General features: G+C 56.3%; 23 protein-coding genes and 2 pseudogenes. 14 read left to right on the top strand and 11 right to left on the bottom strand.

What is annotated here, in order from left to right; genetic code table 11:
- Positions 1-54: 54 nt before the first annotated feature.
- Positions 55-594, bottom strand: coding sequence for a helix-turn-helix domain-containing protein (locus ACZ5EH_RS08350; RefSeq protein ID WP_464277664.1), 540 nt, complete (start codon positions 592-594; stop codon positions 55-57).
- A 161-nt stretch (positions 595-755) separates the two neighbouring features.
- On the opposite strand from ACZ5EH_RS08350, the gene ACZ5EH_RS08345 reads away from it, so the two are divergent.
- Positions 756-1244: a YbaK/EbsC family protein gene (locus ACZ5EH_RS08345; RefSeq protein ID WP_464277663.1), complete on the top strand. Its 489-nt coding sequence runs from the start codon at positions 756-758 to the stop codon at positions 1242-1244.
- Positions 1245-1404: 160 nt separating this feature from the next.
- Here ACZ5EH_RS08345 and infA read toward each other — a convergent pair whose 3' ends face one another.
- Both infA and ACZ5EH_RS08335 read right to left on the bottom strand, forming a co-directional pair.
- Positions 1405-1623, bottom strand: coding sequence for a translation initiation factor IF-1 (infA, locus tag ACZ5EH_RS08340; RefSeq protein WP_464277662.1), 219 nt, complete (start codon positions 1621-1623; stop codon positions 1405-1407).
- Between the two features lie 272 nt (positions 1624-1895).
- Positions 1896-3218, bottom strand: coding sequence for a malic enzyme-like NAD(P)-binding protein (locus tag ACZ5EH_RS08335; protein WP_464277661.1), 1323 nt, complete (start codon positions 3216-3218; stop codon positions 1896-1898).
- Between the two features lie 126 nt (positions 3219-3344).
- Between ACZ5EH_RS08335 and ACZ5EH_RS08330 the strand changes: the two are divergent.
- The 4 genes and pseudogenes from ACZ5EH_RS08330 to ACZ5EH_RS08315 form a co-directional block, all read left to right on the top strand.
- Positions 3345-4316 (top strand): annotated as a pseudogene (locus ACZ5EH_RS08330) (glycosyltransferase family 9 protein); the annotation flags it as partial.
- A 731-nt stretch (positions 4317-5047) separates the two neighbouring features.
- Positions 5048-5650, top strand: a complete 603-nt coding sequence (locus ACZ5EH_RS08325) for a DUF8043 domain-containing protein (protein ID WP_464277660.1) — start codon at positions 5048-5050, stop codon at positions 5648-5650.
- A gap of 13 nt (positions 5651-5663) precedes the next feature.
- Positions 5664-6029 carry a hypothetical protein gene (locus tag ACZ5EH_RS08320; RefSeq protein WP_464277659.1) on the top strand — a complete coding sequence of 122 codons (366 nt, stop codon included), beginning with the start codon at positions 5664-5666 and terminating at the stop codon, positions 6027-6029.
- Positions 6030-6139: 110 nt separating this feature from the next.
- Positions 6140-7066: a pseudouridine synthase gene (locus ACZ5EH_RS08315; RefSeq protein WP_464277658.1), complete on the top strand. Its 927-nt coding sequence runs from the start codon at positions 6140-6142 to the stop codon at positions 7064-7066.
- A gap of 21 nt (positions 7067-7087) precedes the next feature.
- Here ACZ5EH_RS08315 and ACZ5EH_RS08310 read toward each other — a convergent pair.
- From ACZ5EH_RS08310 to thiC, 6 genes and pseudogenes are all read right to left on the bottom strand, one after another.
- Positions 7088-7645, bottom strand: a pseudogene (locus tag ACZ5EH_RS08310) (methyl-accepting chemotaxis protein); the annotation flags it as partial.
- Between the two features lie 21 nt (positions 7646-7666).
- Complete coding sequence (locus ACZ5EH_RS08305; RefSeq protein WP_464277657.1) at positions 7667-9259, bottom strand: PDC sensor domain-containing protein; 1593 nt, start codon at positions 9257-9259, stop codon at positions 7667-7669.
- Between the two features lie 359 nt (positions 9260-9618).
- Positions 9619-10266, bottom strand: coding sequence for an Lcl C-terminal domain-containing protein (locus ACZ5EH_RS08300; protein ID WP_464277656.1), 648 nt, complete (start codon positions 10264-10266; stop codon positions 9619-9621).
- Positions 10257-10526, bottom strand: coding sequence for a hypothetical protein (locus tag ACZ5EH_RS08295; RefSeq protein WP_464277655.1), 270 nt, complete (start codon positions 10524-10526; stop codon positions 10257-10259). Before ACZ5EH_RS08295 ends, ACZ5EH_RS08300 begins: the two co-directional genes overlap by 10 nt.
- 9 nt (positions 10527-10535) lie before the next feature.
- Positions 10536-11282, bottom strand: coding sequence for a 2,3-diphosphoglycerate-dependent phosphoglycerate mutase (gpmA, locus tag ACZ5EH_RS08290; RefSeq protein ID WP_464277654.1), 747 nt, complete (start codon positions 11280-11282; stop codon positions 10536-10538).
- Between the two features lie 140 nt (positions 11283-11422).
- Positions 11423-12715 (bottom strand): phosphomethylpyrimidine synthase ThiC, encoded by a 1293-nt coding sequence (gene thiC / locus ACZ5EH_RS08285; protein WP_464277653.1) that lies wholly within the window; start codon positions 12713-12715, stop codon positions 11423-11425.
- A gap of 296 nt (positions 12716-13011) precedes the next feature.
- Between thiC and rpmE the strand changes: the two genes are divergently transcribed.
- The 8 genes from rpmE to ACZ5EH_RS08245 all read left to right on the top strand — a co-directional run bounded on the left by rpmE (position 13012) and on the right by ACZ5EH_RS08245 (position 21264).
- Positions 13012-13230 carry a 50S ribosomal protein L31 gene (gene rpmE, locus ACZ5EH_RS08280; protein ID WP_464278279.1) on the top strand — a complete coding sequence of 73 codons (219 nt, stop codon included), beginning with the start codon at positions 13012-13014 and terminating at the stop codon, positions 13228-13230.
- Positions 13231-13403: 173 nt separating this feature from the next.
- Entirely contained in the window at positions 13404-14363 is a 960-nt protein-coding gene (locus ACZ5EH_RS08275) for a DUF1385 domain-containing protein (RefSeq protein WP_464278278.1), read from the top strand.
- Positions 14363-15436 (top strand): peptide chain release factor 1, encoded by a 1074-nt coding sequence (gene prfA, locus ACZ5EH_RS08270; protein ID WP_464277652.1) that lies wholly within the window; start codon positions 14363-14365, stop codon positions 15434-15436. The genes ACZ5EH_RS08275 and prfA overlap by 1 nt, the downstream gene beginning before the upstream one ends.
- A 6-nt stretch (positions 15437-15442) precedes the next feature.
- Positions 15443-16339 carry a peptide chain release factor N(5)-glutamine methyltransferase gene (gene prmC, locus ACZ5EH_RS08265; RefSeq protein ID WP_464277651.1) on the top strand — a complete coding sequence of 299 codons (897 nt, stop codon included), beginning with the start codon at positions 15443-15445 and terminating at the stop codon, positions 16337-16339.
- A gap of 158 nt (positions 16340-16497) precedes the next feature.
- Positions 16498-17430 (top strand): UDP-3-O-acyl-N-acetylglucosamine deacetylase, encoded by a 933-nt coding sequence (lpxC, locus tag ACZ5EH_RS08260; protein ID WP_464277650.1) that lies wholly within the window; start codon positions 16498-16500, stop codon positions 17428-17430.
- A 201-nt stretch (positions 17431-17631) separates the two neighbouring features.
- Entirely contained in the window at positions 17632-18492 is an 861-nt protein-coding gene (locus ACZ5EH_RS08255; RefSeq protein ID WP_464277649.1) for a DMT family transporter, read from the top strand.
- Between the two features lie 49 nt (positions 18493-18541).
- A complete protein-coding gene (locus tag ACZ5EH_RS08250; RefSeq protein ID WP_464277648.1) occupies positions 18542-19978 on the top strand; it encodes a B12-binding domain-containing radical SAM protein in 1437 nt (478 codons plus the stop codon).
- Between the two features lie 137 nt (positions 19979-20115).
- Positions 20116-21264, top strand: a complete 1149-nt coding sequence (locus ACZ5EH_RS08245; RefSeq protein WP_464277647.1) for a PAS domain S-box protein — start codon at positions 20116-20118, stop codon at positions 21262-21264.
- 11 nt (positions 21265-21275) lie between these two features.
- Here the strand turns inward: ACZ5EH_RS08245 and ACZ5EH_RS08240 are convergent, their stop codons facing one another.
- Together ACZ5EH_RS08240 and ACZ5EH_RS08235 are read right to left on the bottom strand one after the other, a co-directional pair.
- Positions 21276-23600 (bottom strand): sensor histidine kinase, encoded by a 2325-nt coding sequence (locus ACZ5EH_RS08240; RefSeq protein WP_464277646.1) that lies wholly within the window; start codon positions 23598-23600, stop codon positions 21276-21278.
- Between the two features lie 10 nt (positions 23601-23610).
- A complete protein-coding gene (locus ACZ5EH_RS08235; protein ID WP_464277645.1) occupies positions 23611-24234 on the bottom strand; it encodes a DUF4390 domain-containing protein in 624 nt (207 codons plus the stop codon).
- Between the two features lie 248 nt (positions 24235-24482).
- On the opposite strand from ACZ5EH_RS08235, the gene ACZ5EH_RS08230 reads away from it, so the two are divergent.
- The gene (locus ACZ5EH_RS08230; RefSeq protein ID WP_464277644.1) at positions 24483-25580 is read left to right on the top strand and encodes an SO_0444 family Cu/Zn efflux transporter; all 1098 of its coding nucleotides are present in this window, start codon (positions 24483-24485) and stop codon (positions 25578-25580) included.
- The last annotated feature ends 273 nt before the right edge of the window (positions 25581-25853 follow it).

Raw genomic sequence — 25853 nt, 5'->3', positions numbered from 1 at the left:
TGAACAAGCAACACAGGCAGCTGCCCTTTTACTGCATCTTCCGCTGTTTCCAGATCATGTATAGTTGATAATATTAAGAAACAGGGCGCCAGCAACACCCAACGCCGCATAACCATGGGGCTGGTCCGCATGAAAACGCAAGGGGGCGCCTGTCGGTACTTCCTGCCATGCACCGTCGTGTAATACCGCCACACGCCCTCTCTGGACGACCACATGCTCAATGACGCCAACATGGTGGGCATCAGATTGCTGCTGGTGGCGCCTTGCGAGTTCGACCTCAAAAACTTCCATCCGTGTCTGTTCATTATAAGGAAAGAGCACCCGCACCTGCATGTTCGGATCATCAGGAAAAATTTCTTCTCCTGCCAAAGGAACAGCCTCCACGGCAAAGAAGGCGGAGAAGGATGTTTGCAGGCCACTTGCGATTTTCCACAACAGGGCGATGGTCGGTGTTGATTCCATACGCTCGATCTGCCCCAACATGGCTTTGGAAACTCCCGTCGCCCTGGCCACGGCGTCCAGACTCATGCCGCGATGCATGCGAAACGTCTTCAAACGGGTTGCAATGGTTTTTCTGAACTCTTCAGCCCGCATCCTACCCTGCCTTGTAAAGATACTCTTGTGCGTTTTAACGCACAATGCTACACGCCATCAAACACTGCGTGCGTTATGACGCACAAAAACCAGATAGCACGACACCAGAACACGAGCAATGCCACCGCTCCTGGTCGTAAACGTGCAACAGGGAGTAAAGCATGACAATAGCACTCAATAGCAGCGCGCAACGCGTGCAGGACTATCTTTCGGCAACGGGGGGCGCATACAAGGTTCAGGAACTGCCAGGCTCCACCCGCACAGCGCAAGACGCAGCAGACAGCGTAGGCTGCAGTGTCGCACAAATTGCAAAGTCGCTCATCTTCAAGGAAAAAGGCGCTGACCGGCTGATGTTGATAATTGCGTCAGGCGTAAATCGGGTCGATCTGAACAAGATCAAGGCAGCGACAGGCATCTCCCTGGAGAAAGCCAAAGGCGCAATGGTCAAGGAGAAAACAGGGTTCGCCATCGGCGGCGTTCCACCAGTAGGGCACACCACCCCCATTGAGACCGTGCTCGACAGAGACTTGCAGCAGTATCAGACCATCTGGGCGGCTGCGGGCACACCCCACGCGGTGTTTCAACTGACACCGCAGGATCTGGCGCAGCTGACGGGGGGCGCCTGGATCGAGCTTGCTGAAGATATGTGATTTTAGGGACTAAGAGCAGATCTGCAACATCCGGCACGCAGGACGCACCACAGCCCCTCCCTCGCCACAAGCAAGGGCTACAAAGCGACCATGGAAACCTTATATACGCCAGACAGGAAACGCGCCCAGGGCCCGGACGGGCCACGCGCGTGGCACAAAACTAGCGGGGGCGGAAGGTGATGCGCCCGCGGTTCAGATCGTAGGGGCTGAGTTCGATATTGACGGTGTCGCCAGGCATCACACGGATACGATACTTGCGCATCTTGCCGGAGATGTGAGCCAGAACTTCATGATCATTCTCGAGAACTACGCGGAACATCGCATTGGGAAGGGCCTCTTCCACAGTGCCGGTAACTTGGATTCCTTCTTCTTTAGCCAAAACAACCTCCTGGTTTGTGATACGAAAGGGGAGCCGGCCAGTCTGCCACGCCGCGCTCCGGCGGCTTGCTCCCCCCTTGCGCCATAAAATGCGGCGCGGTGCTCCTGTGTCGGCCTTTGCATCAAGAAATGTCTGACATTGCCTGCCAAGTCATTTCAAACGCGGCCGTAACAATGAACAGTTAGTTGTGAAATGCTGTTTTGTCAAGCAGCCAGCCGGGGCAAAAACCACCCCGGCCAGCTGTGAAAAGGCAAATCATCACAAAAAAGCTGCTACATATCCAGATCGTAGCTATCCACAAAGGCTTCGATGCGTTTGTGGGATTCGGCCAGCCGATTGCGCAGGCTCTCGGCGTAGGCTTTCATATCACTAATGGGGCGCTCTGCCACACCGCTGTCCATGGCGGCCTGGGCCACTGCCGGCGCCTCCCATTCCAGCACGCGCAGATCCAGCGCCTTGGGAATGATGTAGTCGATGCCGAACTCCAGCTTGTCCACACCATAGGCCTGGCACACGCTGTCCGGCACGGGCTCCTTGGCCAGGGCGGCCAGAGAATTGGCGGCGGCCACCTTCATTTCCTCGTTGATCTTGCGCGAGCCAACATCCAAAGCACCGCGGAAGATGTAGGGGAATCCCAGTACGTTGTTGACCTGGTTGGGGTAATCGGAGCGGCCCGTGGCCATGATGCAGTCGGGGCGCGCTTCTTTGGCGTCGTCGTAGGTGATTTCCGGGTCCGGATTTGCGCAGGCAAAGATGATGGGGTCCTTGCCCATGGAGGCGACCATATCCTTGGACATGATGCCGCCCCTGGAAAGTCCAAGAAAGCAATCCGCCCCCTTGATGACTTCCGCCAGGGGACCGTAGTACTTGTCCTGGGCGAAATACATCTTGTGTTCGTTCAAATCGGTGCGCCCTTTGTGCAGCAATCCTTTGGAATCGAACATGAAAATCTTGTCGCGGGCAACGCCCAGGGCCTCGTAGAACTTGCTGCAGGAAATGGCGCTGGCGCCTGCGCCGGAAACAACCACCTTGATGTCGCCGATGCTCTTGCCTGCGATTTCCACGCAGTTCAGAATACCTGCGCCAGAGATGATGGCCGTGCCGTGCTGGTCATCATGGAACACGGGAATCTGCATGGCTTCGATGAGCTCGCGTTCAACCTTGAAGCACTCCGGCGCCTTGATGTCTTCCAGGTTGATGCCGCCGAAAGTGGGCTCCATGGCCTTGACGATGGAGATGAACTTATCGGGGTCCTTTTCCGCCAGGTTGATATCAAAGACATCAATGTCAGCGAAAATTTTGAACAGAACACCCTTGCCTTCCATGACCGGCTTGGCGGCCAGGGGACCGATGTCGCCCAGGCCCAGCACTGCTGTGCCGTCGGTGACAACGCCCACCAGGTTTGCTCTGCCGGTGTACTTGCTTGCTTCGAGTTCGTCTGCCGCGATGGCCCTGCAGGCTTCTGCCACGCCTGGGGAATAGGCCATTGAAAGATGTTTTTGGGTTTTGCAGGGTTTGACGGGGATAACCTCGGTCTTGCCCGGTCTGCCATCGGAATGATAGCGAAGGGCTTCCTCTTTGGTAAACAGGGCCATGTGCTTCCTCCTCTGGATTGATCTGGAAATCAATCCATAGAGGTATCCGGTAAGAAAAGCAATAAGCTTGAAAAGAAATCGTTTTATTCGACAAATGGATGAAAAACTTCCTGTTCAGGGGCGCTCATGAGCATGTTGTTCCTCAATCTAACACGCTTTGGTGATCTGTTGCAGACCCAGCCTGCCATTTCCGCCTGCGCGGCAAAGGGCGACAAAGCAGGCCTGTTGTGTCTGGACAACTTTGCCCCGGCCGCTCAACTACTGCGAGATTTGGACTACATACGCCCCATTAAAGGTGGCGCCCTCCTCGCTGCCTTGGATACGGACTGGCGCAAGGCTTTGGATATCGGCCTCGCCATTGGCCGCGATGTGGCCAGGGATTTCGCTCCAGACACGGTTGCCAACCTGACAGCCATGATTTCTGCAGAACTCATGGCCAGGCAAACTGTGCTGGCCTGCGCCAACGTGCACAAGAAAACGCCTGATCTTGTCGGTTTCGGCCTGGACACCCACGGTTTCGGCTACTGCTCCGGCCTCTGGGCCGCGTTTCTGCAAGCGGCCACCGGCAAACGAGGGTGCAGCCCTTTCAATCTCGTGGACATCTTTTGCAAGGCTGCAGGGCATGACGCCGGCCCCTGGCGCAATGAGCCTCTCCCACCGGACGAGGGCGCTTTTGCCGCAGCCAAGGCCCTGCTGGGCGAGCCGCCCGAGGATTGTAGCGGATTCATAGCGCTGCAGCTTGGCGCCAGCGAAGAACGCAGACGCTGGCCCGTTGAGCGTTTTGTCACACTAGGGGCGCTTTTACGCAACGAACTCGGCCTTATGCCCGTCCTTGTGGGCAGCAAGGGGGAAGTCCACCTTGCCGCACGCTATCTTGAAGCCGGCGGCCCAGCCGTGGACTGCATCGGCAAGACCGGCCTCCCAGAACTTGCAGCGGTGCTGTCCTTGTGCAAAGGGCTCGTGAGCAATGACACGGGCACCATGCACCTGGCCGCCGGGCTGGGGCGCCCTGTCGTGGCCATATTCCTTGCCACTGCGCAGCCCTGGGATACCGGCCCATATCAGGAGGGCGACGTCTCCCTGGAACCGGACCTGCCCTGCCATCCCTGCGAATTCGGCCAACCGTGCCCGAACAGCGAGGCATGCCGGCAAACCATTCCCCCTGCGACCGTGCTCGCACTCACCCGTTACAGACTTGGCCTGACGAAAGCCCCCTCCCTGCAGGACATGCCTGGCGCGCGTGTCTGGCAAAGTCTTCGAGAAACCGACGGCCTGGGCTTCATGGATTTGCATTGCCTGTCCGACCATGAAACGACCGACCGCGTACAATGGGTGCGGCTGCAACGCCACATCTACCGTCATTTTCTTGAGCAGCAGGCAGTGCCCGCCGGCGATACGCCCCCTTCTCTTTCCGCCACGCCCCTGGCGGAAGCCCAGCGCACCCTTTCCGCCTGTGCGCAATTGCTTTTGCTCATGCGCCAGCAGGGAGTGCTTTTGCAGCAAGCCCCCCGCGAAGCGCTGAAGCACAAGTTTATCGCCACATGGCAACGCCTGCAGGCGCAACTCGGCCAGAGCCCCCTGTTCAATGTTTTGTCCTACCTCTTTGCCGTGGAGTCACAGGAAGCAGGGCGCGACATGCAAAACGTATTGCGCTTCATCGAGCGCTATCAAAGTCTTATCGAGCAATGGCAACGCTTGCTCAACGCCTGACACCTTTTCTGCCCCCCCTTTGGCTCACCCTTTGGCACGCTTATTGTATCACTGCTTGCACAATCATTTTGTATGGAAAAAATTGCCTGCAACAATACAATGCCAAGGGAGAATGTATCATGATCGTAGTCGACGGTGTGAAAAGTGGACTGCAAGTCAACAATTTCGGGAACCTGGAAGAGCTGCTGGTCAAGGTGGCCGAGGACAACAACCTGGAAGAACGCATCGTGACCGATGTGCTGGTCAACGACGAGAGTTTTAGCGAAATTTACCCGCACCAGGCTGAAGACATCGACACCGATGAAATTCAAAAGGTTGAAATCATTTCCGTTCCTGTCCAGGAAATGGCCATCGACATCACCGAGGAGCTGGTCAAGGTCGTAAACATCATGGACCACGGCGGCAAGCGCGTCGCCGATCTGTTCCGTCAAGCGGATGACGCCGAAGCCCTCGAAGTCTACCAGGACCTGCTGGATGTCATCCGGGATTTCATGGGGACGATCAGCGTTTTGCGTCACGAGTTCAGCCTCGATGACAACAAGGACTTCAACGATGCAGTCAACGACATTTCCGAGCTCTTCACAGAAATGAGCGATGTCATGGAAAACGAGGACTGGATTCTTTTGGCCGATATTCTTGAATACGAATTCGCGCCATCCATCGAGCGTTGGAAAAAGGTCGTCAACCACCTGCGCACGGATATCCAGGCCATGGCCGCCTAGGAGAACGCCAGTGATGCCCGCACCACATGAAACGCAAGCAATGTTGGAAGAAGCTCTCCGCCTCGGGGATTTGGAATTGCAACTTCTCCAGGCAGGTGAAGTTGACGAGGCAGGAGCCAAAGCTCAACAAAGGGGCGATCTGATCAAAAAAGCCCTGAAGGATGAGCATGGCAACAATGCCGGCGTTGAACTCCCCTTGCTGCAAGACAAGCTCGAACAGCTCATGTCCTTGCAAGGGCGCCTTACCACCGAAGCACGCAAACTGCATGAAAGTGTGCGTAGCGAACTGCTCCGCACAAAGCAGGAAGGCGTCCGCCATGCAGGCTACGGTCAAACCACGCGGCGCAACCGGGCTTTCTCACTGCACAAACGCGGCTAACCCTCGGCATCAAGGCAATTTCAGCCGCCCCCCCCGCCCTGCATTGGAATGCAGGCGCGGGGCGGCGGCATTTGCTTGCGCTCCCTTGGCTGGGAACGCTATATTGACGCATGGCCGCGCTTACTTCCCTCCCTCACATGTCAGTACACATTTCTGACGCCTTTGCCGGATCGCGTCTTGACCAGGCATTGTCGCTGCTGCTCCCGGACATGGGACTCAGGGGGCGCAAGCGCCTGATCGCCTCCGGACGCGTTCTTCTGGACGGACGATTGGCAAACAAGGGGCAACGGGTCGCGGCCGGGCAGGTGTTGGCCATCTTGCCGCCCCCACAACATGACCTGCCCCTGTCGCCTGATCTCCGTGTTCTTGTGCAGAACCACATGTATGCCGCCATCTGTAAACCGGCCGGGATGCACTCCGCATCGCTTGCCGGAACGGAAGGCGCCCACCAGAGTGTGGAGGCGCTGCTGCCCTCTTTGCTCCCTGTGGAGGACGCTCCCCCGTGGCGACTTCTGAACCGCCTGGATTTTCCCACGTCCGGCATTTTGCTGGCAGGCAGAGGGGCTACGGCTCAGGAACAATTTCGCAACGTTGAGGACCAGGGACTGGCCATCAAATGTTATCTGGCAGTGCTGGTGGGATTTTTTGGACAGGCGAGGGGTGAAGAACACCTTGCAGACCGGGCCCTTGATACTGCCGATCGCGTACGCACCAAGGTGCTCGACGACACGGCTGCGCCCTTGCGCAGAACTGTTTTCCGCTCGTTATGCCATGCAGAAGCCAACGGGGGGCAACGCCTGACCCTGGTGGAAGCCCGCATAAAAAAAGGGGCGCGCCATCAGATACGCGCCCACGCCGCCCACCTGGGACATGCAATTCTGGGAGATGCACTGTATGGGGATGCAGGAGCAGACGCCCCTTTGCACCTGCACCACGCCTTTTTTTCAATACCAGGTTGCAAGGCGCGCTGCCTGCCTACCTGGCTGGATTTATTCCCTGGCTTTGCGGATGCGGCAGGCGCCCTCTACAAAGTATAGCGCCCGCCGCATTGTCTGAAGTTAGGATTCCTTCTTCAGCTCATTGATGAGCGAACGCAGCTCCTGACTCTGGCTGGTAAGCTCGTGCGCCGCGTTTTCAACTTCGCCGGCCGCGCTCGCCGTTTCCTCGGCAATCATATTGATCTCTTCCACGGCCCGGTTGATTTCCTCAGAAGAGGCAGACTGTTCCTCAGTCGCGGTGGCGATGCTCTGAATGCGATCCGCCGAGGCCTCTACCCCTTCCGTGATGGTATTGAACACCTCTCCCATGCGCTGTGACAGCTGGGATGCCTGGTTGATGCTTTCCACGGCGGTGTCCATGCCTTCAATGTTGGCCTGGGCCACATTCTGAATGGAGCGGATGGACTCTCCCACCTGTTTGGTGGCGCCCATGGTTTTTTCCGCCAGCTTGCGCACTTCGTCTGCAACAACGGCAAATCCGCGGCCCGCCTCTCCGGCCCGGGCCGCCTCGATGGCGGCGTTCAGCGCCAACAGGTTGGTCTGGTCGGCAATATCTTCGATAACGGTCATGATATTGCCAATTTCCTGAGCCTGGGTGCCAAGCTGGGCCATGCTGTCCTTGAGTTGCGAGGTCTGCTCCTAGATATTGCCCATGGCTTTCATTGACTTGCCAACGACTACGACGCCATCAAGAGCGTTATCTTTGCTATGGGTGGCTTGTTCCGCGGTCTCACCTGCATTGCGCGCCACCTCCAGCACCGTGGCGTTCATTTCTTCCATGGCGGTGGCGGTGGAGGTTATACGCTCGCGCTGTGTTTCCGTGCCGGAACGGATTTCCGAAGCCTGTCTGGAAACATCTTCCGAGGCGGCAAAGATGTGACTGACGATCTCCTCCAGCCGCCGGGCAGCCATTTGGCGGCCTTCCTTTTGGGCGGATTCGGCCTGGAGACAAGCGTTTTCCGCCTCTTCCTTGGCCTTCTCCGCCTGCTGGCTTTTTTCCTCGGCAATGGCTTTTTGTCTGGAGATGTCATCCATATGGTACTGCAGTTCTGCAGCCATATTATTGACTGCCCCTTGCATACGGCCGATTTCGTCCTTTGATGCGGCCGGCAGGCGAACGGAGAGATCGCCCCCTGTAATGGTGTCCAGAGCGGCCACGGTTTCACGCAGGGGTTTATCAATGGTTCTGGCGATGTACAGGATGAAAAGCACGATCAAAACAATGGCGGCGCAGCTTACCGCCAGGGTCAGGTTACGCTGGTGGCTGACCTCGGCCAGCATTTCATCCATGGGGATATGCAAACCAAAAATGTACGGCGAGGTGGAACGGCCAACAGTGACGGGGGCGTAAACCGACAGCATCTCGCCCTTTTCACCCTGGCTGTACATGGTAAATACGGAGCCCTTGAGCACCTTGTCCTTCAGCCCTTTAACAAGCACTTCCGGCGTGTCCTTTTGCTCGAAAATATTCAAACCACCGGCAACGTATTTTTCACTTTCCGGATGCGCGATGTATCTGCCCGCGTGGGAGAGCAGGACGGCGTACCCCGAATCCAGCACCTTGATATTGCGCACATAGGAATCGACCGTATCCATGGGGTAATCCACACCTGCAACGCCAATGAACTTCCCCTGCTGTATGATCGGCACGATCATATCCACCATGAGTACGGATTTTCCGTTGATATCGTAGGCCCATGGCTCCATCATCACTTCCTGCTGCGTCTTTTTGGGCAGATAGTACCAGGCCAGGTTGGGGTCGTCCGGATCGGTTGGATTCAGCGAAGGCTGCATGGATATCTTGCCCCCGTCTCTATAAATCCAGGGGCGGAAACCGCCGTCTTCTGCATGACCGGGGGCATTTGCATATTCGGCGTCCTTCCCATCCAGGGCGCCTGGCTCAAACGCTACATAAACGCCAAGAAATTCATCATTATCAGAAAGCATGCCCTGCATGGTGTCCAGATAGACCTGCCTGGCAGGCGGATTATCCGTTCCGGCCAACCCTTCATACATGCGCGCCATGATTCTTGCGGTTACCATGGCCTCGCTCATCTCCACATCGATCTTGTTGGCATACCGATGGGCCATTTCCAATGCCCTGGCTTCCACAGAGCTGCGCATCAATTGCGAAAGCGTCTGTGTTTGATACAACGTAATTCCCAACAGGACAGGAACCACAAGCACCAGGATCAGCATTATTTTCCAGCGCAAGTTCAGGCTACGCAACATGATAACCTCACATAAGATTTAGAGATAGATGACATGCAGCGACAGAAATACAGCCATCAAGGCGTACGGCCACATAAATTTACTCGAGGAGAAACCGAAATGGTGGGTCCAACAATCTGGATATCTGCTTTTACAGCAGCAAGTATGGCCTACCCCCCTACTATAACAATTCTTTCAAACTATGCCGAAAACATACATACTCCGTCAAGACAGAATGAGCAATTTACTACTTTTGGAATACAATTATAACGCAAACGATTCCTAACCGCCCGAAACCGCCCTCTACTTACAGATGGGAGCACAACTGGGCAAGTGAAGATTACGTTACGAATTCAAGGGGATACTAAAAGAAAGGGAATTTAGGAACCAACATCCCAGACACGCTTCAGCTGCCCTTTTACGGGCCAGACGGAATAGTGCTGGGACATTTCCGAGATGCCAAGCACGCCATTATAGAGGTACATGTACCAGGCGCTCTTGTCTTCGAGGTGGGTGCTAGACCAGTAGTATTGGGAGCTTACGCCCAAAAAGGGATCGCCTTCAGACCATTTCCCTGTGCCCATGCTGTTGGTCAGCGCCGGGTTGAAATACTCGATCATGGGCAGGGTCATGATTTCGCGGATGCTGGGCAAACGCCATTCTCCTGGGGAAGAGCCATCCGTCAGCTCCATATCGCCACACAGTTCGCCATTGGCCAGCGAGGCGGCAAGCTCCAAGGCTTCATTCCAGGATTGGGTGCCAAAGCAGTCGGCGTGCTTCAGCCAGGTCAGTCCGCTACGCAAATCCGTGACCGTGCCGTCCTTGTTATCCACAAAGCGCTGTTTTTGTAATGAAACTTCAGGCTGCCCCAGAGAGGCCAGCTCCACAGGGTCAGGGTCGGAAACGCCGTTATTGGCTTCTTTTTGTGGTTGCGCGTTGGAAGAGGTTGCTGCGAAATACGACCCCAGACAAACGCCGGCCAGAAGGCCAACAAGCAGTAAGGAAAAAATGATGCGTCTTATTTGCATTTCCAGCAGGCCGCCCAGGCCGCGTCGTTGGCGGTATTAAATGTTTCTTGTCCCGATATGCCGTTGCATTGCACATAGTAGACATCCAGGGTGTCAACGTGTGTAATATCCGCAATTCTTTTACCATTGCGAAATATCTGTACGTTACGCAGCCAGCCGCGTTGGTCGTAGTTGGCCTTTCCCCAAGTACAATCCCAGGCAGCCAGCGCCGGCTGTATAGCCAGCATTAGCGCGACAAGACAGAACGACAAGATACGCATGCGCCCCTCTTACTTCCGGCTGGCCTGTTCTGCAACGGCCTTTGCTTTGGCTTCGATTGCAGCAGCATCCCCCAGGTACATGTGCTTGATGGGAAAAAGATTTTCATCCAGCTCATAAACCAGCGGCACCCCGGTGGGAATATTCAGCTTGGAGATGGCGTCTTCAGACATCTTGTCAAGATACTTCACTATCGCACGCAGGCTATTGCCATGGGCTGCAACAAGAATGCGCTTGCCGGTACGGATCATGGGTGCAAGCTCGTCGTGCCAGAAGGGCATGACGCGCTCGACCGTGTCCGCCAGACTTTCGCAACGGGGGAGCTCATCGTCGGCAATATCTGCATACCGCCGTTCCTTGCCGGGAAACCGCGGATCATCCGCTTCCAGGGCAGGCGGCGGTGTGGCGTAGCTGCGCCGCCACGCAAAGACCTGGTCGTCACCGTATTTCTCTGCGGTCTCTGCCTTGTTCAAGCCCTGCAACGCACCGTAATGCCTTTCGTTGAGCCGCCAGGTCTTGAGCACCGGCAGCCACATCAAGTCCATGGAATCCAGCACCAGGTCCAGGGTTTTGATGGCCCGGCGCAGGTAGGAGGTGTAGCAGAGGTCAAAGTCGTAGTTTTCCTCGCGCAGGAGTCGGGCGCCTTCCAAGGCTTCCTGCCGCCCCTGTTCGGTGAGGTCCACGTCGGTCCACCCCGTGAAGCGGTTCTCCAGGTTCCAGGTGCTTTGCCCGTGGCGAATGAACACAATCTTGTACATGCAACACCTCCTGCCCCGCGCTTTCCAAGAAGTCTCAGATGATCACGCGCAGCATAATCGTCTTGAAGTTCATTGTTTTCTGCTGTCCGATTGAACAGTACAGTAGAGCGTTCAAGACATGTATAATGACGTAAACAGCTCTAGATTGTTTCCTGTTCCAGCATACGCACTGCGCAGAACTTGCCGCACATGGCGCATTCCTTTTCGTCCTTGTGATCCTTGCGGCGCAACGCCACGGTTTCGGGGTCCAGCGCCAGGGCCGCCATGGCGTCCCAGTCCAGTGCCTTGCGGGCCTTGGACATCTCGAGGTTGCGCTCCAACGCTGCAGGACGCCCAAGCGCGACTTCCGCACTATGCGCTGCAACACGCGAGGCCATCACCCCCTGCCGTACGTCATCCACACAGGGCAGAGTAAGGTGTTCAGCGGGGGTAAGATAACACAGAAAATCGGCTCCTGCCATCACTGCCTGGGCGCCGCCTATTGCTCCGGCTATATGGTCATACCCGGGGGCCACATCCGTGGTCAAAGGTCCAAGCACATACAGAGGAGCATTGGCGCAGAGCCGTTTCATGGTCTGAATCTGTCCGAACACCATGTGCAGGGGCACGTGTCCGGGACCTTCTATCATCACCTGAACGCCGGCTTCTCTGGCGCGGCGGGCGCATTCAGCCAGCACCCCGACCTCGGCCCACTGGGCGGCATCGCCCGCATCGAACCCAGCGCCGGGGCGCAGACCGTCTCCCAGGCTCAGGGTCACGTTGTGCGCAGCGCAGATGTCCAGCACTTCGTCATAGTTATCGAGCAAGGGATTCTCGGCGTTTCTGCGGCGCATCCAGCGCGCAAGAATGGCTCCCCCGCGGGAGACGATCCCCATCAAGCGGCCGCCATCTTCAAAGGCGCGGTCCGCCATATCCGCGGCATGGCGTGTAACGCCGACGTGCAGCGTCATGAAATCTACGCCCTGTTCCGCCTGGGTTCTGATTTCGCTGCTGAACTCCTGCCAGGAAAAATCGGCAGGGTCTTCATCGGCCTCGGTACGCTTGTGCGCCATGGAATAGATGGGCACCGTACCCAGAGGCAGCGGGCTGCCATCAAGCATCCCCTTGCGTATAGCGTCCAGATCGCCAGCGGTGGAAAGATCCATGACCGTGTCCGCGCCTGCGCCTTCAGCCACCTTCAATTTTTCCATCTCGGTTTCGAGATGCTGCATAAGAGGCGAAGTACCTATATTCGCATTTACCTTGATGGAAGCGGGTTGCCCAACCAGGGTGGGGCGGATATTTTTGTGGGCCGGGTTGCCCAAAATCACCATGCTGCCCTCGGCGATTGCCGCGCGAATCTGCTCTTTCTCGAGACGTTCACGGGCTGCCAATTCGTCGAGATGCGCATCCAGCAGTGAGGAAACGACTGAAGTGAATTGCATTTCTTTCATAACCATGCCTGTTTTTTGATAAAATCCATATAAAGACGCAGCCGACCCTTGCGCTCGGGTCGGCCAGTACTTATGATACATGGAAGCAGTTGCTCAATCAACAATTGCCAAATAAAAACCACAAGCTTGCGCAAGTTGCCGAAAAAGCACACATCGCAGGGCTTGAAGGGCCCCTGGAAGGGGATTTTTCAGTCTCACCGAAAACAAATGCGCAAATGACACAAAGAGGGCTTGCCAAGCGAAAAGCGCTGATGTATGTAATCCCTCTTTTTGATTTCACCAATAGGGAGTTTCCCATGAAAAAAGATCTGCATCCTAAGACCTTCAAAGCTACTTTCCGCTGCGCGTGCGGCTACGAGTCCCAAATTTTCTCCACCAAGGGTGAGAACCTGGACGTTGAAATCTGCTCGCACTGCCACCCGTTTTACACTGGTAAGCAGCGCTTTGTTGACACCGCTGGCCGTATCGACCGTTTCCGTAAAAAATACGCCAAGTTCGACAAGTCTGGGAAGTAAGGCGACCACGGCCGCAAGGCCCTTCGCACCACCTCGTCAGAGGAGCATACGTGCACAGCAGCAGGAAGCATCAATCGGTGTTTGAACACAGCCGTGGCAGCGCGGCCCGTAGCGCCTTGCGCGCTGTGTCGGGCCTTTTTGCCGCTGCCCCCAGTGTTGGCGGCCAGGCAGTCATGGAAGGCGTGATGATGCGCAACCAGGACCGCATGGCCGTTGCCGTGCGCAAGCCAGATGGCACCATCAGTGTCGGGGCATGGTCATGGTTTTCCCTGACGCGGCCATGGATGCGCAAACCTTTCCTGCGCGGTTTTCCCGTTTTGCTGGAGACGTTGGTCAACGGCATCAAGGCTCTGAACTGGTCTGCAGGGCAGGCTGTGGAAGACGACGAAGGCACTGAGCTCAAACCCTGGCACCTGGTGTTGACCTTGATTGTCTCCATCGGCCTGGCGCTTGGACTCTTTGTCGTGGTGCCGCACCTCTTTTCCCTGGGCATGACCGCCCTTGGATTGGGGGGCGATGTCGAAGGCCTCAGCTTCCATGTATGGGATGGCTTCTTCAAGCTCGCCATATTTCTGAGCTACATCGTCGCCATCTCCTTTGTGCCAGACATCCGTCGCGTCTTCGAATACCACGGCGCTGAACACAAGCTCGTCTGGTCCTGGGAGAAGTACGGCAACCTGGACCCGCACAAGGCTAAGGTTGAAAGCCGGCTGCACCCACGTTGCGGCACGGCCTTTCTGCTTTTTGTGCTGAGCATCAGCATAGTGATCCATGCCGTGCTCGTGCCTGCGCTGCTGACTTTTTACGCGCCGGCATCGCCCATTTTGAAGCACGTTTACATCCTGGGTATGAAGCTTCTGCTCATCATCCCCATCAGCTGCATGGCCTACGAAAGCATCAAGTACGCAGGCAAGCACAGCAACAACGTTCTTTGCAAACTCATCAATACGCCCGGCCTGCTCTTGCAGCAGCTGACCACCAAGGAACCCGACGAGGGGCAGCTCGAAGTCGCAGCCGCGGCCCTGGAGCACGCCCTGGCCGAAAGCGCCGACACCGCCCCCAGCCTTGACGGCTCCAGCTATACCGACGCCATGCCCGATCCTGCGGCTGGCAAGCTGGCCGGAGGCCTCTAATGTTTCAAAAACTCGCCGATATTGAGCGGCGTTACCTGGACCTCGAGCAGCAACTCAGCCAGCCCGAGGTATACAGCGACCAGGACCGCTATCGTACCCTGACCAAGGCGCATGCTGATATCAAGGAGATCGTCGACGTCTATCGTGAATACAAGACGATCTACCAGCAGGTGGAAGACAGCAAGGAAATGCTCCACGACGCCGACCCCGAAATCCGGGAGATGGCCGAAGAGGAGATGAAAGCCGCCAAAGAGCAGCTTCCCGACCTCGAGCACAGGCTCAAGTTACTGCTGTTGCCCACCGACCCCCTGGACGAGAAGAACATCATCCTTGAAATCCGCGCCGGTACGGGTGGTGAAGAAGCCGCACTCTTCGCTGCGGAACTGTATCGCATGTACCTGCGTTATGCAGAGCAGAACGGCTGGCGTGTCGAGGAAATGAGCGTCAGCGACACGGGCACGGGGGGCGTCAAGGAAGTTATCGCCCTTATTGCGGGCGGTAAGGTATACAGCCGCCTCAAGTATGAATCCGGCACCCATCGCGTGCAGCGCGTACCCGCCACGGAAAGCCAGGGACGCATCCACACCTCCGCCGTAACGGTCGCCATTCTGCCGGAAGCCGAGGAAGTGGATATAGAAATCCGTCAGGAAGACATCCGTGTGGATGTTTACCGCTCCTCCGGCCCTGGAGGTCAGAGCGTTAACACCACGGACTCCGCTGTCCGTGTGACCCATATCCCCACCGGCCTTGTGGTCATCTGCCAGGATGAAAAATCCCAGATCAAGAACCGCGCCAAGGCCATGAAGGTGCTGCGTTCCCGACTGTTGCAGATAGAGCAGGACCGCCAGGCTCAGGAGCAGGCCGACAACCGTCGCGCACAGGTTGGCACGGGTGACCGCTCCGGCCGCATCCGCACCTACAACTACCCCCAGAGTCGCGTGACCGACCACCGCATCAACCTCACGCTTTACAAGCTGGAGGCCGTGCTGGAAGGTGACCTCGACGAACTCATTGACTCGCTCATGACGCATTACCAGACAGAGTCGCTCAAGCAGCAGGCCGAGACCTCATAACCTGGTATGTCTTCAGGGCCTCACCCTCTGCGTATCGTGTCCAGAGCGCTTGCCCTGGCGCAGTCGATTTTTGCGCGCAAACAAGTGGACAGCCCCGCCCTTTCTGCCCAATTGCTGCTCGCTGAGACATTGGGGATGGGGCGCATGCAGGTGCTTTTGGAGCGCAACCGGGCGTTGTCTCCTGCCGAGTGGAAGGCGTTCTGGCAATTGGCCGCCCGCCGCGCAAAGGGCGAACCCGTGGCCTACATTCTGGGGCGCAAAGAATTTTACGGTCGCGACTTTAGCGTAAACCATCACGTGCTTACCCCGCGCCCAGAAACGGAACACATGGTGGAAGCAGTGCTTGCGCGCTTTGCAGAGCACGATTCCATCCGCTTTGCCGACCTGGGCACAGGCAGCGGCATTCTGGCCGTGACCATTGCCCTGGAGCTTTCGGGCAGCCGTGGCCTGGCCATGGACATCAGCGCCCCTGCCTTGGAAACGGCACGCGCCAACGCCGCAGCCTTGATGCAAGGAGGCAGAAACAGGCTGCAGTTCTGCCTTGGAGATTTTGTGGCGCCGCCCCTTTCTTCACGCAGCCTTGACCTTGTGGTTTCCAACCCGCCCTATGTTGGGGCGGTGGAGTATGACACCCTGAGCCATGAGATCACCCGCTTTGAGCCAAGACACGCGCTGGTGCCGCTTCAGGATGAAGGACGCAGCGGGCTGGAAAGCATAGCCTGTGTGCTGCACGCTGCGGAAAGATCCCTGCGCCCAGGGGGCTGGCTGCTGATTGAAATAGGCTGTGAGCAAAAGGATGATGTTTTGCGCATGGCTGGCAACGCCTCCTGGCAAGAGCAAGAAGTACTGCCTGACCTGGCCGGTCTTCCCAGAGTCTTTGTCGCCAGGCGACGGTCTTCGTAAAGACTCTCCGCTCTTCTTTCTGTCGTCTAAAAACAACATTGATGTTTTTTTTCCACAGTTATTGTTGGCGCTTTCAAATTTTATACTAACGAATATAACAAGTTATATTTTGTCTAAACCTGGAATGTTTTTTGCTTCCAATGATTCCAGGAGGAATTATGCAACAGACGACAATCAGACGCAGCATAGAATGCGCAGGCATAGGGCTGCATTCCGGTGAGAGGGTTCGGCTTAAATTGTTGCCGGCTTCTGAAGACACCGGCATCATATTTTCCCTCCGTGGAGAGCACGGCGCGAGCTTCCTCACGCCCCAGCCAGAAAACGTCATCGCCACCGGCCTTTCCACCACGCTGGTCAACGGACAGGACCGCGTCGCCACTGTGGAGCATCTGCTTGCTTCCATCCGCGGCCTGGGCATAGACAATATTCATATCGAGGTGGAAGGCGGCGAAGTTCCCATCATGGATGGCAGCGCAGCCTCTTTTGTTTTTCTGCTTCGCTCCGCAGGCATCCGTCGCCAATCCAAGCCGCGCAAGGTTCTCGCCCTGAAGCGCGAATTACTTATGGAACACGACGGCAAGATGGTTAAAGGCGAACCTTACCGCGGTTTCATGGTGGACTTTACCATTGACTTCGCGCACCCCATCATTGGCGTGCAGACAATGCGCTTCGACCTTTCACCGGAGAACTTTGTACGCTCCATTGCAAAGGCGCGGACTTTTGGCTTCTTACGGGATGTCGAGGCATTGCAGCGCGCCGGGCTCGCCTGTGGCGGCTCTTTGGACAACGCTGTCGTCCTGGATGAATTCGCCGTGGTCAACCCCGAGGGCCTGCGTTTTCAGGACGAATTCGTACGCCACAAGATTCTCGACTTCATCGGCGACATGGCGCTGCTGGACCTCCCCCTGCAGGGGTATTTCGAAGTCCGCTGCTCCGGCCATGCAATGAACAACGCCTTCTTGCAGGAGCTGAACGCAAACCGCGCAACCTATCTGGAAGAAATTACAGAACAGGAGGAAGCGCAGCCCGTTCCTGCAGCAGAACACGCCACCAGCGCCTCCCCCCTTGGGGAAGCCATGCCTGTTTCCTGAGACGCAGCTGCACTGCATGTTTGTAATGGCCCCGCCTATTGGCGGGGCTTTTTTTTGCCTGAAAACACACCCTTCCGTATGCAATAATAGCAAAAATTAAGATTCATTTCCCGCCGCACAACTTGACGGCACTGCCCCTGGCTTTTACTGCAGTACCCGGATTACATAATATGCCCATACCCCCAGGATTATCTCTGAACTATGCAGGACAAGTCCAAGGCCGTGCTGCTCATGGCGACCACCGCCCTTTTGTGGAGTTCGGGAGGACTTGCCATCAAGCTCGTGGCGTGGAACCCCATGGCCATCACCGGTGTGCGCAGCGCCCTCGCAGCACTGACGCTCATGGTTCTATGCAAAGGAGGGCTGCATTTCCGTTTGTCACCTGCAGTTATTGGCGGGGCCATTGGATATGCCGGGCTATTGATAACCAATGTTGTGGCCACCAAACTGACCACGGCCGCCAACGCCATTTTGCTGGCGTATACCGCCCCCGTCTATGTGGCCCTGCTTGCACCGCTGTTCCTGAAGGAACGAACAACCCGTACCGACTGGTTGTGCATCACCATGACGTTTGGCGGCATGATCCTTTTCTTTCTGGACAGGCTTTCGCCCATAGGCTTGTGGGGCAATATCATAGCTGTCGGCACGGGGCTCTCCTACGCTCTCTTCACAATCTGCATGCGGGCGCAAAAAGACGCATCACCAGTGGAATCGGTCATTTTGGGGCACGGTATAACAGCACTGTGCGGCCTGCCGTTCATGTTTGCCGCACTTCCAGACATTGCAGGCTGGCTGGGGCTTGTTTACCTTGGCGTACTGCAGCAAGGCGTGTCCCTGGTATTGTACACCTGGGCCATCAAACGGATGGGAGCGCTGGAAGCCATCCTCATCATGACCCTGGAGCCCATCTTTAATCCTGTGTGGGTTGCGCTGGGATACGGCGAAGTTCCAGGCCCGTGGGCCTTGGCAGGCGGCGTTGTGGTCATCGGGGCTGTTACCTTGCGTGCGATTGTAACCACCTTGCACCAGCAACGGACACGCCTGAAACTGGCGGTTGAATAATATATGCGAACGGCAGGAATTCGCTCCTCATAAGGTAAAGCACACAAGCATGAAGATAACGCTCATCCAATCACCCCATGGCTCTGGCTGGAACCGCGAATCATTTCCTCCTCTGGGCCTGCTCTCCCTTGGCGCAAGCGTCAAACGCCTGGACAACGTCCAGGTCGAGGTCATAGACGCCTACAGCCAGGGACTTGACCCACAACAAACCTGTGCGAAAATTCTGGATAAGGCTCCTGCACTCCCCGATGTGGTGGGCGTTTCCATGACCAGCAGAAACATCAATGACGCTTGTGCGCTTCTGCATGAGATCCGGCGCTCCATGCCCCAGGCCACCACAATTTGCGGGGGCATTCATCCCACTCTTTTTGATAATTTTTTGCTCGATGAATTGGACGACCTGGATTTCGTGCTGCGTGGCGAGGCGGAAAACTCGCTTTTGGAACTGTGCCAGCGTCTGGAAAATGGCCAGGACGTCACTGGCATAGCCGGGCTATCGCATCGTGCAAATGGAACAATTGTCAGGGGCGAACCACAGTGGATTCAGAACCTCGATGCGCTGCCCTTTCCGGACAGAACGCTTCTGGATTACGGAGACTACGGCACCCAGTGGTACGGGTTTTCCCTGCCGGCCTTTCACCCCATGACCACGGCGTTTTCCTCCCGCGGCTGCCCGTTCAAATGCACCTTCTGCGCCGGGGCCGCACTCTACGGGGGGCGTTTGCGCACCCGCAGCGCGGAAAATGTCTTTCAGGAACTCCAGGAGATATACGACCAGGGGTATACCACCGTCATCTATTTTGACGACAACTTCGTGGCCGACATCCCCAGGCTGCGCAAAATATGCGAACTGATCATCGCATCAGGCATGAAACTGCACTTGTCCTGCGCCGGCACATTGCATTTGTTGCCGCAAGATACCGTGGAGCTGATGCACCGCGCAGGATTTGACGTCATTTATCTGGGCGTGGAAAGCGGCAGCGACGCCATCCTGAAGGAATACAGAAAGCCAGCACGGGTGGCGACCATGAAGGAATCCGTGCGCAAGGCCAAAAAGGCGCACATCGTGAACATCGCCAGCTTCATCACGGGGCAGGCGAAAGAAACGGAGGAAGACTTCCAGGCCAGCCTTGATTTCCTTAAACAGGCAAAACCCTTCATTGCAGACGTCAACCCCCTCATGGTGCACCCGGGCAGCCCCCTTTTTAATGACCTGAACGCGGCTGCGCCCCCCCAAAATTTGGGGCAGACCCACAGCAAGCTCGTTTCACGCTATCCGGAGCAGCACACATCGGAAACCATCAAAGAACGGGAAAACCGCTTCCGCAAAGCGTTTCAGGAAACCTGGAAAGACTGGCGCACGCGCGTACCCGAAATGGTCACCCTTTTCTTTACAAACCGGACCGTGCGCAGATTCATTATGTCATTTCTCGCTTCCCCTAAGCTTTTACGGCAACTCATACGCGGCGCCACAACAAAACGCTGACCCATAGCGTTTCCTCCAATTGTGGTTGCCTCTCGTCAGGGCAAATTGCCCTTTCAGCTCTTCTCACAGCCCCACTCTTGAATTATTGTATAGATAAAGATAATTCTTTAGTGCCATAATGCTTTGGGGAGAGTATCATGCACGACGAGAAAAGCCTGCTACAAGAACTTCTGGAAGCTCGTGAACGCATTGCGGAGCTCGAAGAAAGGCTCAACGAAACCGAATCCAGGTGCTCAGAGCTCGAACAAGAGGCGCAACAGCGATTCCGTGAATTTGTCGAGAAAACTCCCGCAGGCATCTGCATTACGGATGAAAACGGATTCTTCGAATACGTCAACCCTGCGTACTGTGAAATTTACCAGTACACGGAAGAAGAACTCATCGGCAAACATTTCACCATTGTGGTGCCGGAATCCGCACGAGATGCCCTCTCACAAAGACATGAAGCCTTCATAGCCGGGAAAGGGGAAATCCGCGGCGAGTGGAGCGTCCTGCGCAAGGATGGGACCGAGCTTACCATTCTTGCTGACGCAGCCAGACTCAATGGCGAGCATGGCAAATTCAGAAAAGCCACCTTTGTTCAGGATATTACCGACCGCAAGCTCCTCGAGGTCATGCGTGAGCGGGTGGGTCGCATAACCCGCCATGACCTGAAAACGCCTTTGAACGGCATCATCAACATTCCAGATTTCTTACTGAGCAGTTATGATTTTGATGAAGAACAGCGAAACTTTCTTCAATTGATCCGTGAAGCCGGCGTCAACATGCTGGAATCAATCAATTTGTCTCACAACCTGATTAAAATGGAAACAAATTCCTACATTTTGCAACCCGTATCATTGGATTTGAAGTTCATTGTTGCCCGCATTCTGCGGGACCTTGGTTCCTTATTAAAGGGAAAAAAGCTCGACGTATGTATAGATTGGGGCGTGGAAGAAAAGGAACCATTCACGGTGCATGGCGAGGAACTGCTATGCTACTCCATGCTGGCGAATCTACTGAAAAACGCTGCCGAGGCATCCCCTGACAACGCCACCCTGTCCATCCGCGGCAAAATGGACGTTTCACGCGGTATGAGCTGCCTTGCACTGCACAATGAAGGCGCTGTGCCACTGGAAGTCCGGGATGTTTTCTTTGATATGTACAGCACACACGGCAAGCGAGAAGGCATGGGGCTGGGCACCTATTCCGCCCGTCTCATTGCGGAGACCCAAAAAGGTACGATAAGCATGCGGACCTCTGAAGAAGAGGGGACGACTGTAACGATCTGCCTGCCACTGCCCTGACTCCCCCCTGCTTATCCTTCCGGGGCGTCCACGGGAAGCTCCACCACAAGCACAGTGCCGCCAGAGCTTGCGGGACGGACGCGCACGTATCCCCTATGGTCTGTGACTATTGATTTGAGGATCGTCAGCCCCAGTCCGGTGCCCCCTTTCTTGCGTGAAAAATATGGCTCGAACAGCCGTGATCGCTCTTCCGGCGTGAGGCCTGGGCCATTGTCCTCAAATTCCAGGCGCACAAGCCCGAGGGCCTTGTCGTAGCGCCCCTGTATCCGCACCCGGGCATCCTTGCGGGTCTCGTTGTGTTCCGGCGTTTCCAGGACTTCCACCGCATTGGTCAGAATATTGATAAACCCGCGGCGCAGTCCTTCACGGTCAAAGCGTAATTCGGGGAGTTCTTCCACATCCACATCCCAGGCGATGCTGCTGTGACTATGGCGGAAAAGGGTTGTCACTTCCTCCAGCAAAGGCTCTATGCGCCCAATTTGTGGTGAAATTTCAGGCAGTTTGGCAAAGGCAGAAAATTCTTGCACCATCTGCTGCAAGTGCTCCACCTGCTGCACGATGAGCCCGGTGCATTCATTGAAAACACTGTCTCCCACCTGGCTGCCGAACTTGCGCTCCAGCCGCTGTGCAGAAAGTTTGATGGGTGTGAGCGGGTTCTTGATCTCGTGTGCTATGCGCCGCGCGACTTCGCGCCAGGCCGCCATGCGCTGCATCTTTTCTATTTCCGTAATATCCTCGAATACGGAGACCATACCGCTGGGGCCAGTGGCGTCGCTGGCGCCCAGGCCCACCACATTGACCAGCAATGTGCGCTCCACCCCCCGCATGCGAACGTTGAGCTGCCGCTCCCAGATGGCGCCAGGATTGTCCTTCACAAAGGCGTTGATGTCTCGTAACAGGGAAAAATCGAAATTATCGAACACCTGCTGGGGCAATTTCCCGGGCAGCGATTCCCTTTCCACCCCCAGCATGGCCGCCGCGGCCTTGTTCACGGTGGAAATACGCCCCAGACCATCTACGGAAACCACCCCTGCGGCAATATTGTCCAGCACCGTCTCGATATAGCGGCCGCGTTCGGCAAGCTCGAGATTCTTGTCACCCAATTGTTTGTTGGCGTACTCCAGCCCCTCTCGCATGGCCTCCAGGTCTTCGGCCATACGGTTGAAGGAACGCACCAGCACGCCCATTTCGTCTTTGGAGGTATCCTCAAGGCGCACGGAAAGATCGCCCTTTGCAATCCGCTCCGTGCCCTCCGCCAGAGCCATTATCGGCTGGGTCAGCTCCTTTGCCAGGCGAAATCCAAACCACATGGCGCCGAAAATAATCAAAAGCGTCAGCACGCCCATGATCAGAAACAGCGCCACCTTCAAGGGGCGTTTCATGGTCTGCAACTTCTTGTATTCTTCCACGCCCTGGGCAATGAGATCCAACCGATACAGCAGGTTCACGCCCAGGTGCTCGCACAGCACCAGATACCCGCCGCCAGCCTGTCCGTCTTCAATGCCCAGGGGCATGACCCCGACCACGAAATCCTCTCCGGCTCCCGGCCACCACATTGCCCAAAACTGGGGGTTCTCCTGCAGGGCGCGCCAGTCCACCGCAGAACGCATTTCTGTATTCCATGCGTGCTGGAAACGGGGGCTCCAGCTCCAGGCAAGGGCTTCGCCCTGGGAGTCGAGCACGCCCAACATCACCAGGCCAAGGTCCTTGCTTTTGGTATCGAGATACCCCTGCAGACTTTTTTCCGCAGCCTGCGGCACCTTTTGCTGTACGCCAAAATCCTGGCCCAGGTTACGGGCAAGCCCGCGGGCGATGCGCGCCAGCCGATCCCGGCCAGAGGCATAAAAATCCTGCCCCACGTCCAGAGCCTGCTCCATGGCTGCGCCCACTTGATTGTTGAACCAGTATTCCACAGAGGTCTGCACGAACTGGGCGCTGACCATATACATCAGCACCGTAGGCACCAAGGACAGGGAGATAAAGGCCAGCACCAGACGGGAGCGCAGTTTCGCCCCCAAAACATTGCGCCGACGCTCCAGCAGGAGTTTGACGCCGTTGCGTATCACCAGCAACAGCACAACAAGCAGAAAAATGAAATTCAGATTGAAGAGCGCCATGAAGAGCCAGGCATTGACGCCCAGATACTTCAACTCCACAACGGAAAGCACGACAACGACGAGGAAAAGCAGCGCGGCAAGGAGCAACTCCCTGCGCCGGCGTTTGCGTTCACGCGCATCCGTGGCGCTTATGCGGATGGTCTCCCGGCCCTTGGCGTCTGTGGCGCCCTCGTTTTGGGAGCTGGCGGCAGTATCGTGGAGCTCAGATTGTGGCGGCATGATGCAATTCTCAGTACTCGAAATCCATCAGATAACGCGCCCCTGGCACTATTTCGAAAGAGCGGAAAAACATGCTCCAGCGCTTCCAGGCGGGAACTTCATATTGCTTCAGTGCAACATCCAGCTCCACACTGTAGGTGGCGTTGCGCTGCAGCACGGAAAAAGATCCCATGGCAATGGACATGTTACGCCAGGCGCCTCTCAGCAGATCCTCCAGGGAGTCGTTGCGCACCTCCCCACCGCCTTCCTGCACCAGCACGTAATTATCATGCTCCTTGTCAGCGCGCAGCAGATTGACGAGCTTGCCCTTTGCCAAACCCTTGTCCACCCAGTACCCACGGTGGCGGGAAAGCTCTGCGCTGCACTCCAGGGCCAGGGTTTCGCCCTCCAATAGCGCCACGCGCACCGCATCAAGGCTTTTTTCCCCTTCAAGGTCAAGACTGTAGCGCACCGTCATGTCACCTTGCTGGTTATCGAGCACGAAGTTGCGCAGCACCAGTCCTTCCGCAGCCTGAGCGTTTACCGCGCAGCACACAACCACCAAACATGCCAGAAGGCATAGTGTCAGGCGTTTCAGGTGAGCTCCACGCTCGAAAAGGGAACCGTTTCCGGTGATCATGGCGGCATCTTGCATGGGTAATCCCGCCCCGCATACTGCCTGAAAAAGCATGGACCGTACACGGAGGCCGAGCTTTACGCTACGTCAGACTGGTTATGCTGTAAACGCCTCTTTGCATTGCAGCACAAGCGCCCAACTATTTCTATATTGCAACATCCTTCAAAAATCTTGATTGTCATACTATTTGGGTTTACAGCTATTCTCCGGATGATTAGTTTGTCAACATGGTATGAAATTTTTGCAAAATATTCAGGATACTTCACATGCAACTACTGCTTAACATCCTGGCATCTTGCTGGGAAATCATGTTAGATGCCTCCCCGTTCATGCTTTTTGGATTCGTCATGGCAGGCCTGCTTCAGGCATTTGTGCCCCGCTCCATTGTCACGCGTTACATAGGCAAGCCAGGCCCAGCAAGCGTGTTCAAGGCCGCCATACTTGGCGCCCCTTTGCCCCTGTGCAGTTGCAGCGTGCTGCCCGCCGCGGCCGGCATCAGAGATCAGGGCGCCAGCAAAGGTGCCACCATGTCCTTTCTCATCTCCACCCCTGAAACGGGCGTGGACAGCATTGCCGTCAGCTGGGCGCTCCTGGATCCTGTAATGACAGTCCTGCGGCCCGTCGCCGCGATCATAACAGCCGCCATGGCAGGACTTGGCGTTGATATTCTGGACAGGAAAGAAGAGCGCAAGTCGCTCATCACCCCCCCGCCTAAACTGGAGCCGCTGCAACAGGAAAGCGGCTGCGGCTGTGCAGGGGGGTGCTGTGGCGGCGCGACCGCAGAAAACGGTGAAAAGAAATCCATACTACAGCGCGCAGCTGGTGGTCTCTATTACGCCTTCACAGACCTGCTGGGCGATATCGGCGCATGGTTCCTGCTTGGCGTGGTCATTGCGGGCATCATTACGGCGCTGCTGCCCTCAGGCTCCCTGGCGGACTGGCTCGGCACGGGAGCCTGGCCCATGCTGGCGGCCCTGGCAGTGGCCGTGCCCTTGTATGTCTGCGCAACAGCCAGCACGCCCCTGGCCGCAGCACTCGTGCTCAAGGGACTTTCACCAGGGGCGGCCCTGATATTCCTGCTGGCAGGACCGGCCACAAACATGGCCACCATCACTGTCGTGGCCAAACTGCTCGGCAAGCGCGCCGCCGTCATCTACGTGGGGTGCATCGTTGTAGCATCCCTGGCGCTCGGCGCCCTCACCAATCTGCTGTATACAAATATGGGACTCTCCACTGCCGGCTGGCTGGCGGAGGGTGAAAGCGAAGTATTCGGCGTTGTGGCCATCGCTTCAGCCATTGTTCTGCTCGCGCTCATCCCCTGGGCCTGGTGGAAAGAACACCGCGCCCACGCACATGCTCAATAAAATCAGATACATGGTTTACTAGGAAATACCTTTATCTAAAAGCCCCCACCTGTTTCCCAATCATAGTGCCCGCCTTATTCTCACAATAAGACGGGCATTTATTTTTAACTGTTTTGGGTTTTATACCAAAGTATCTGTGAATCGTGGCAACAGTTTTTCACATTTTATTATACTTCTTATAATAAAACTGTTTTGTTTGATAAAATTGTAATCTAGTCGTATTGCATTTCGACGATACACACACCTACCCGACTTCAAGGTTTAAACATTTCG

It is taken from the genome of Desulfovibrio biadhensis (genome assembly GCF_055388615.1).
Note: the sequence above shows the minus strand (reverse complement) of the source record. Positions and strands in the feature narration are given on the sequence as shown.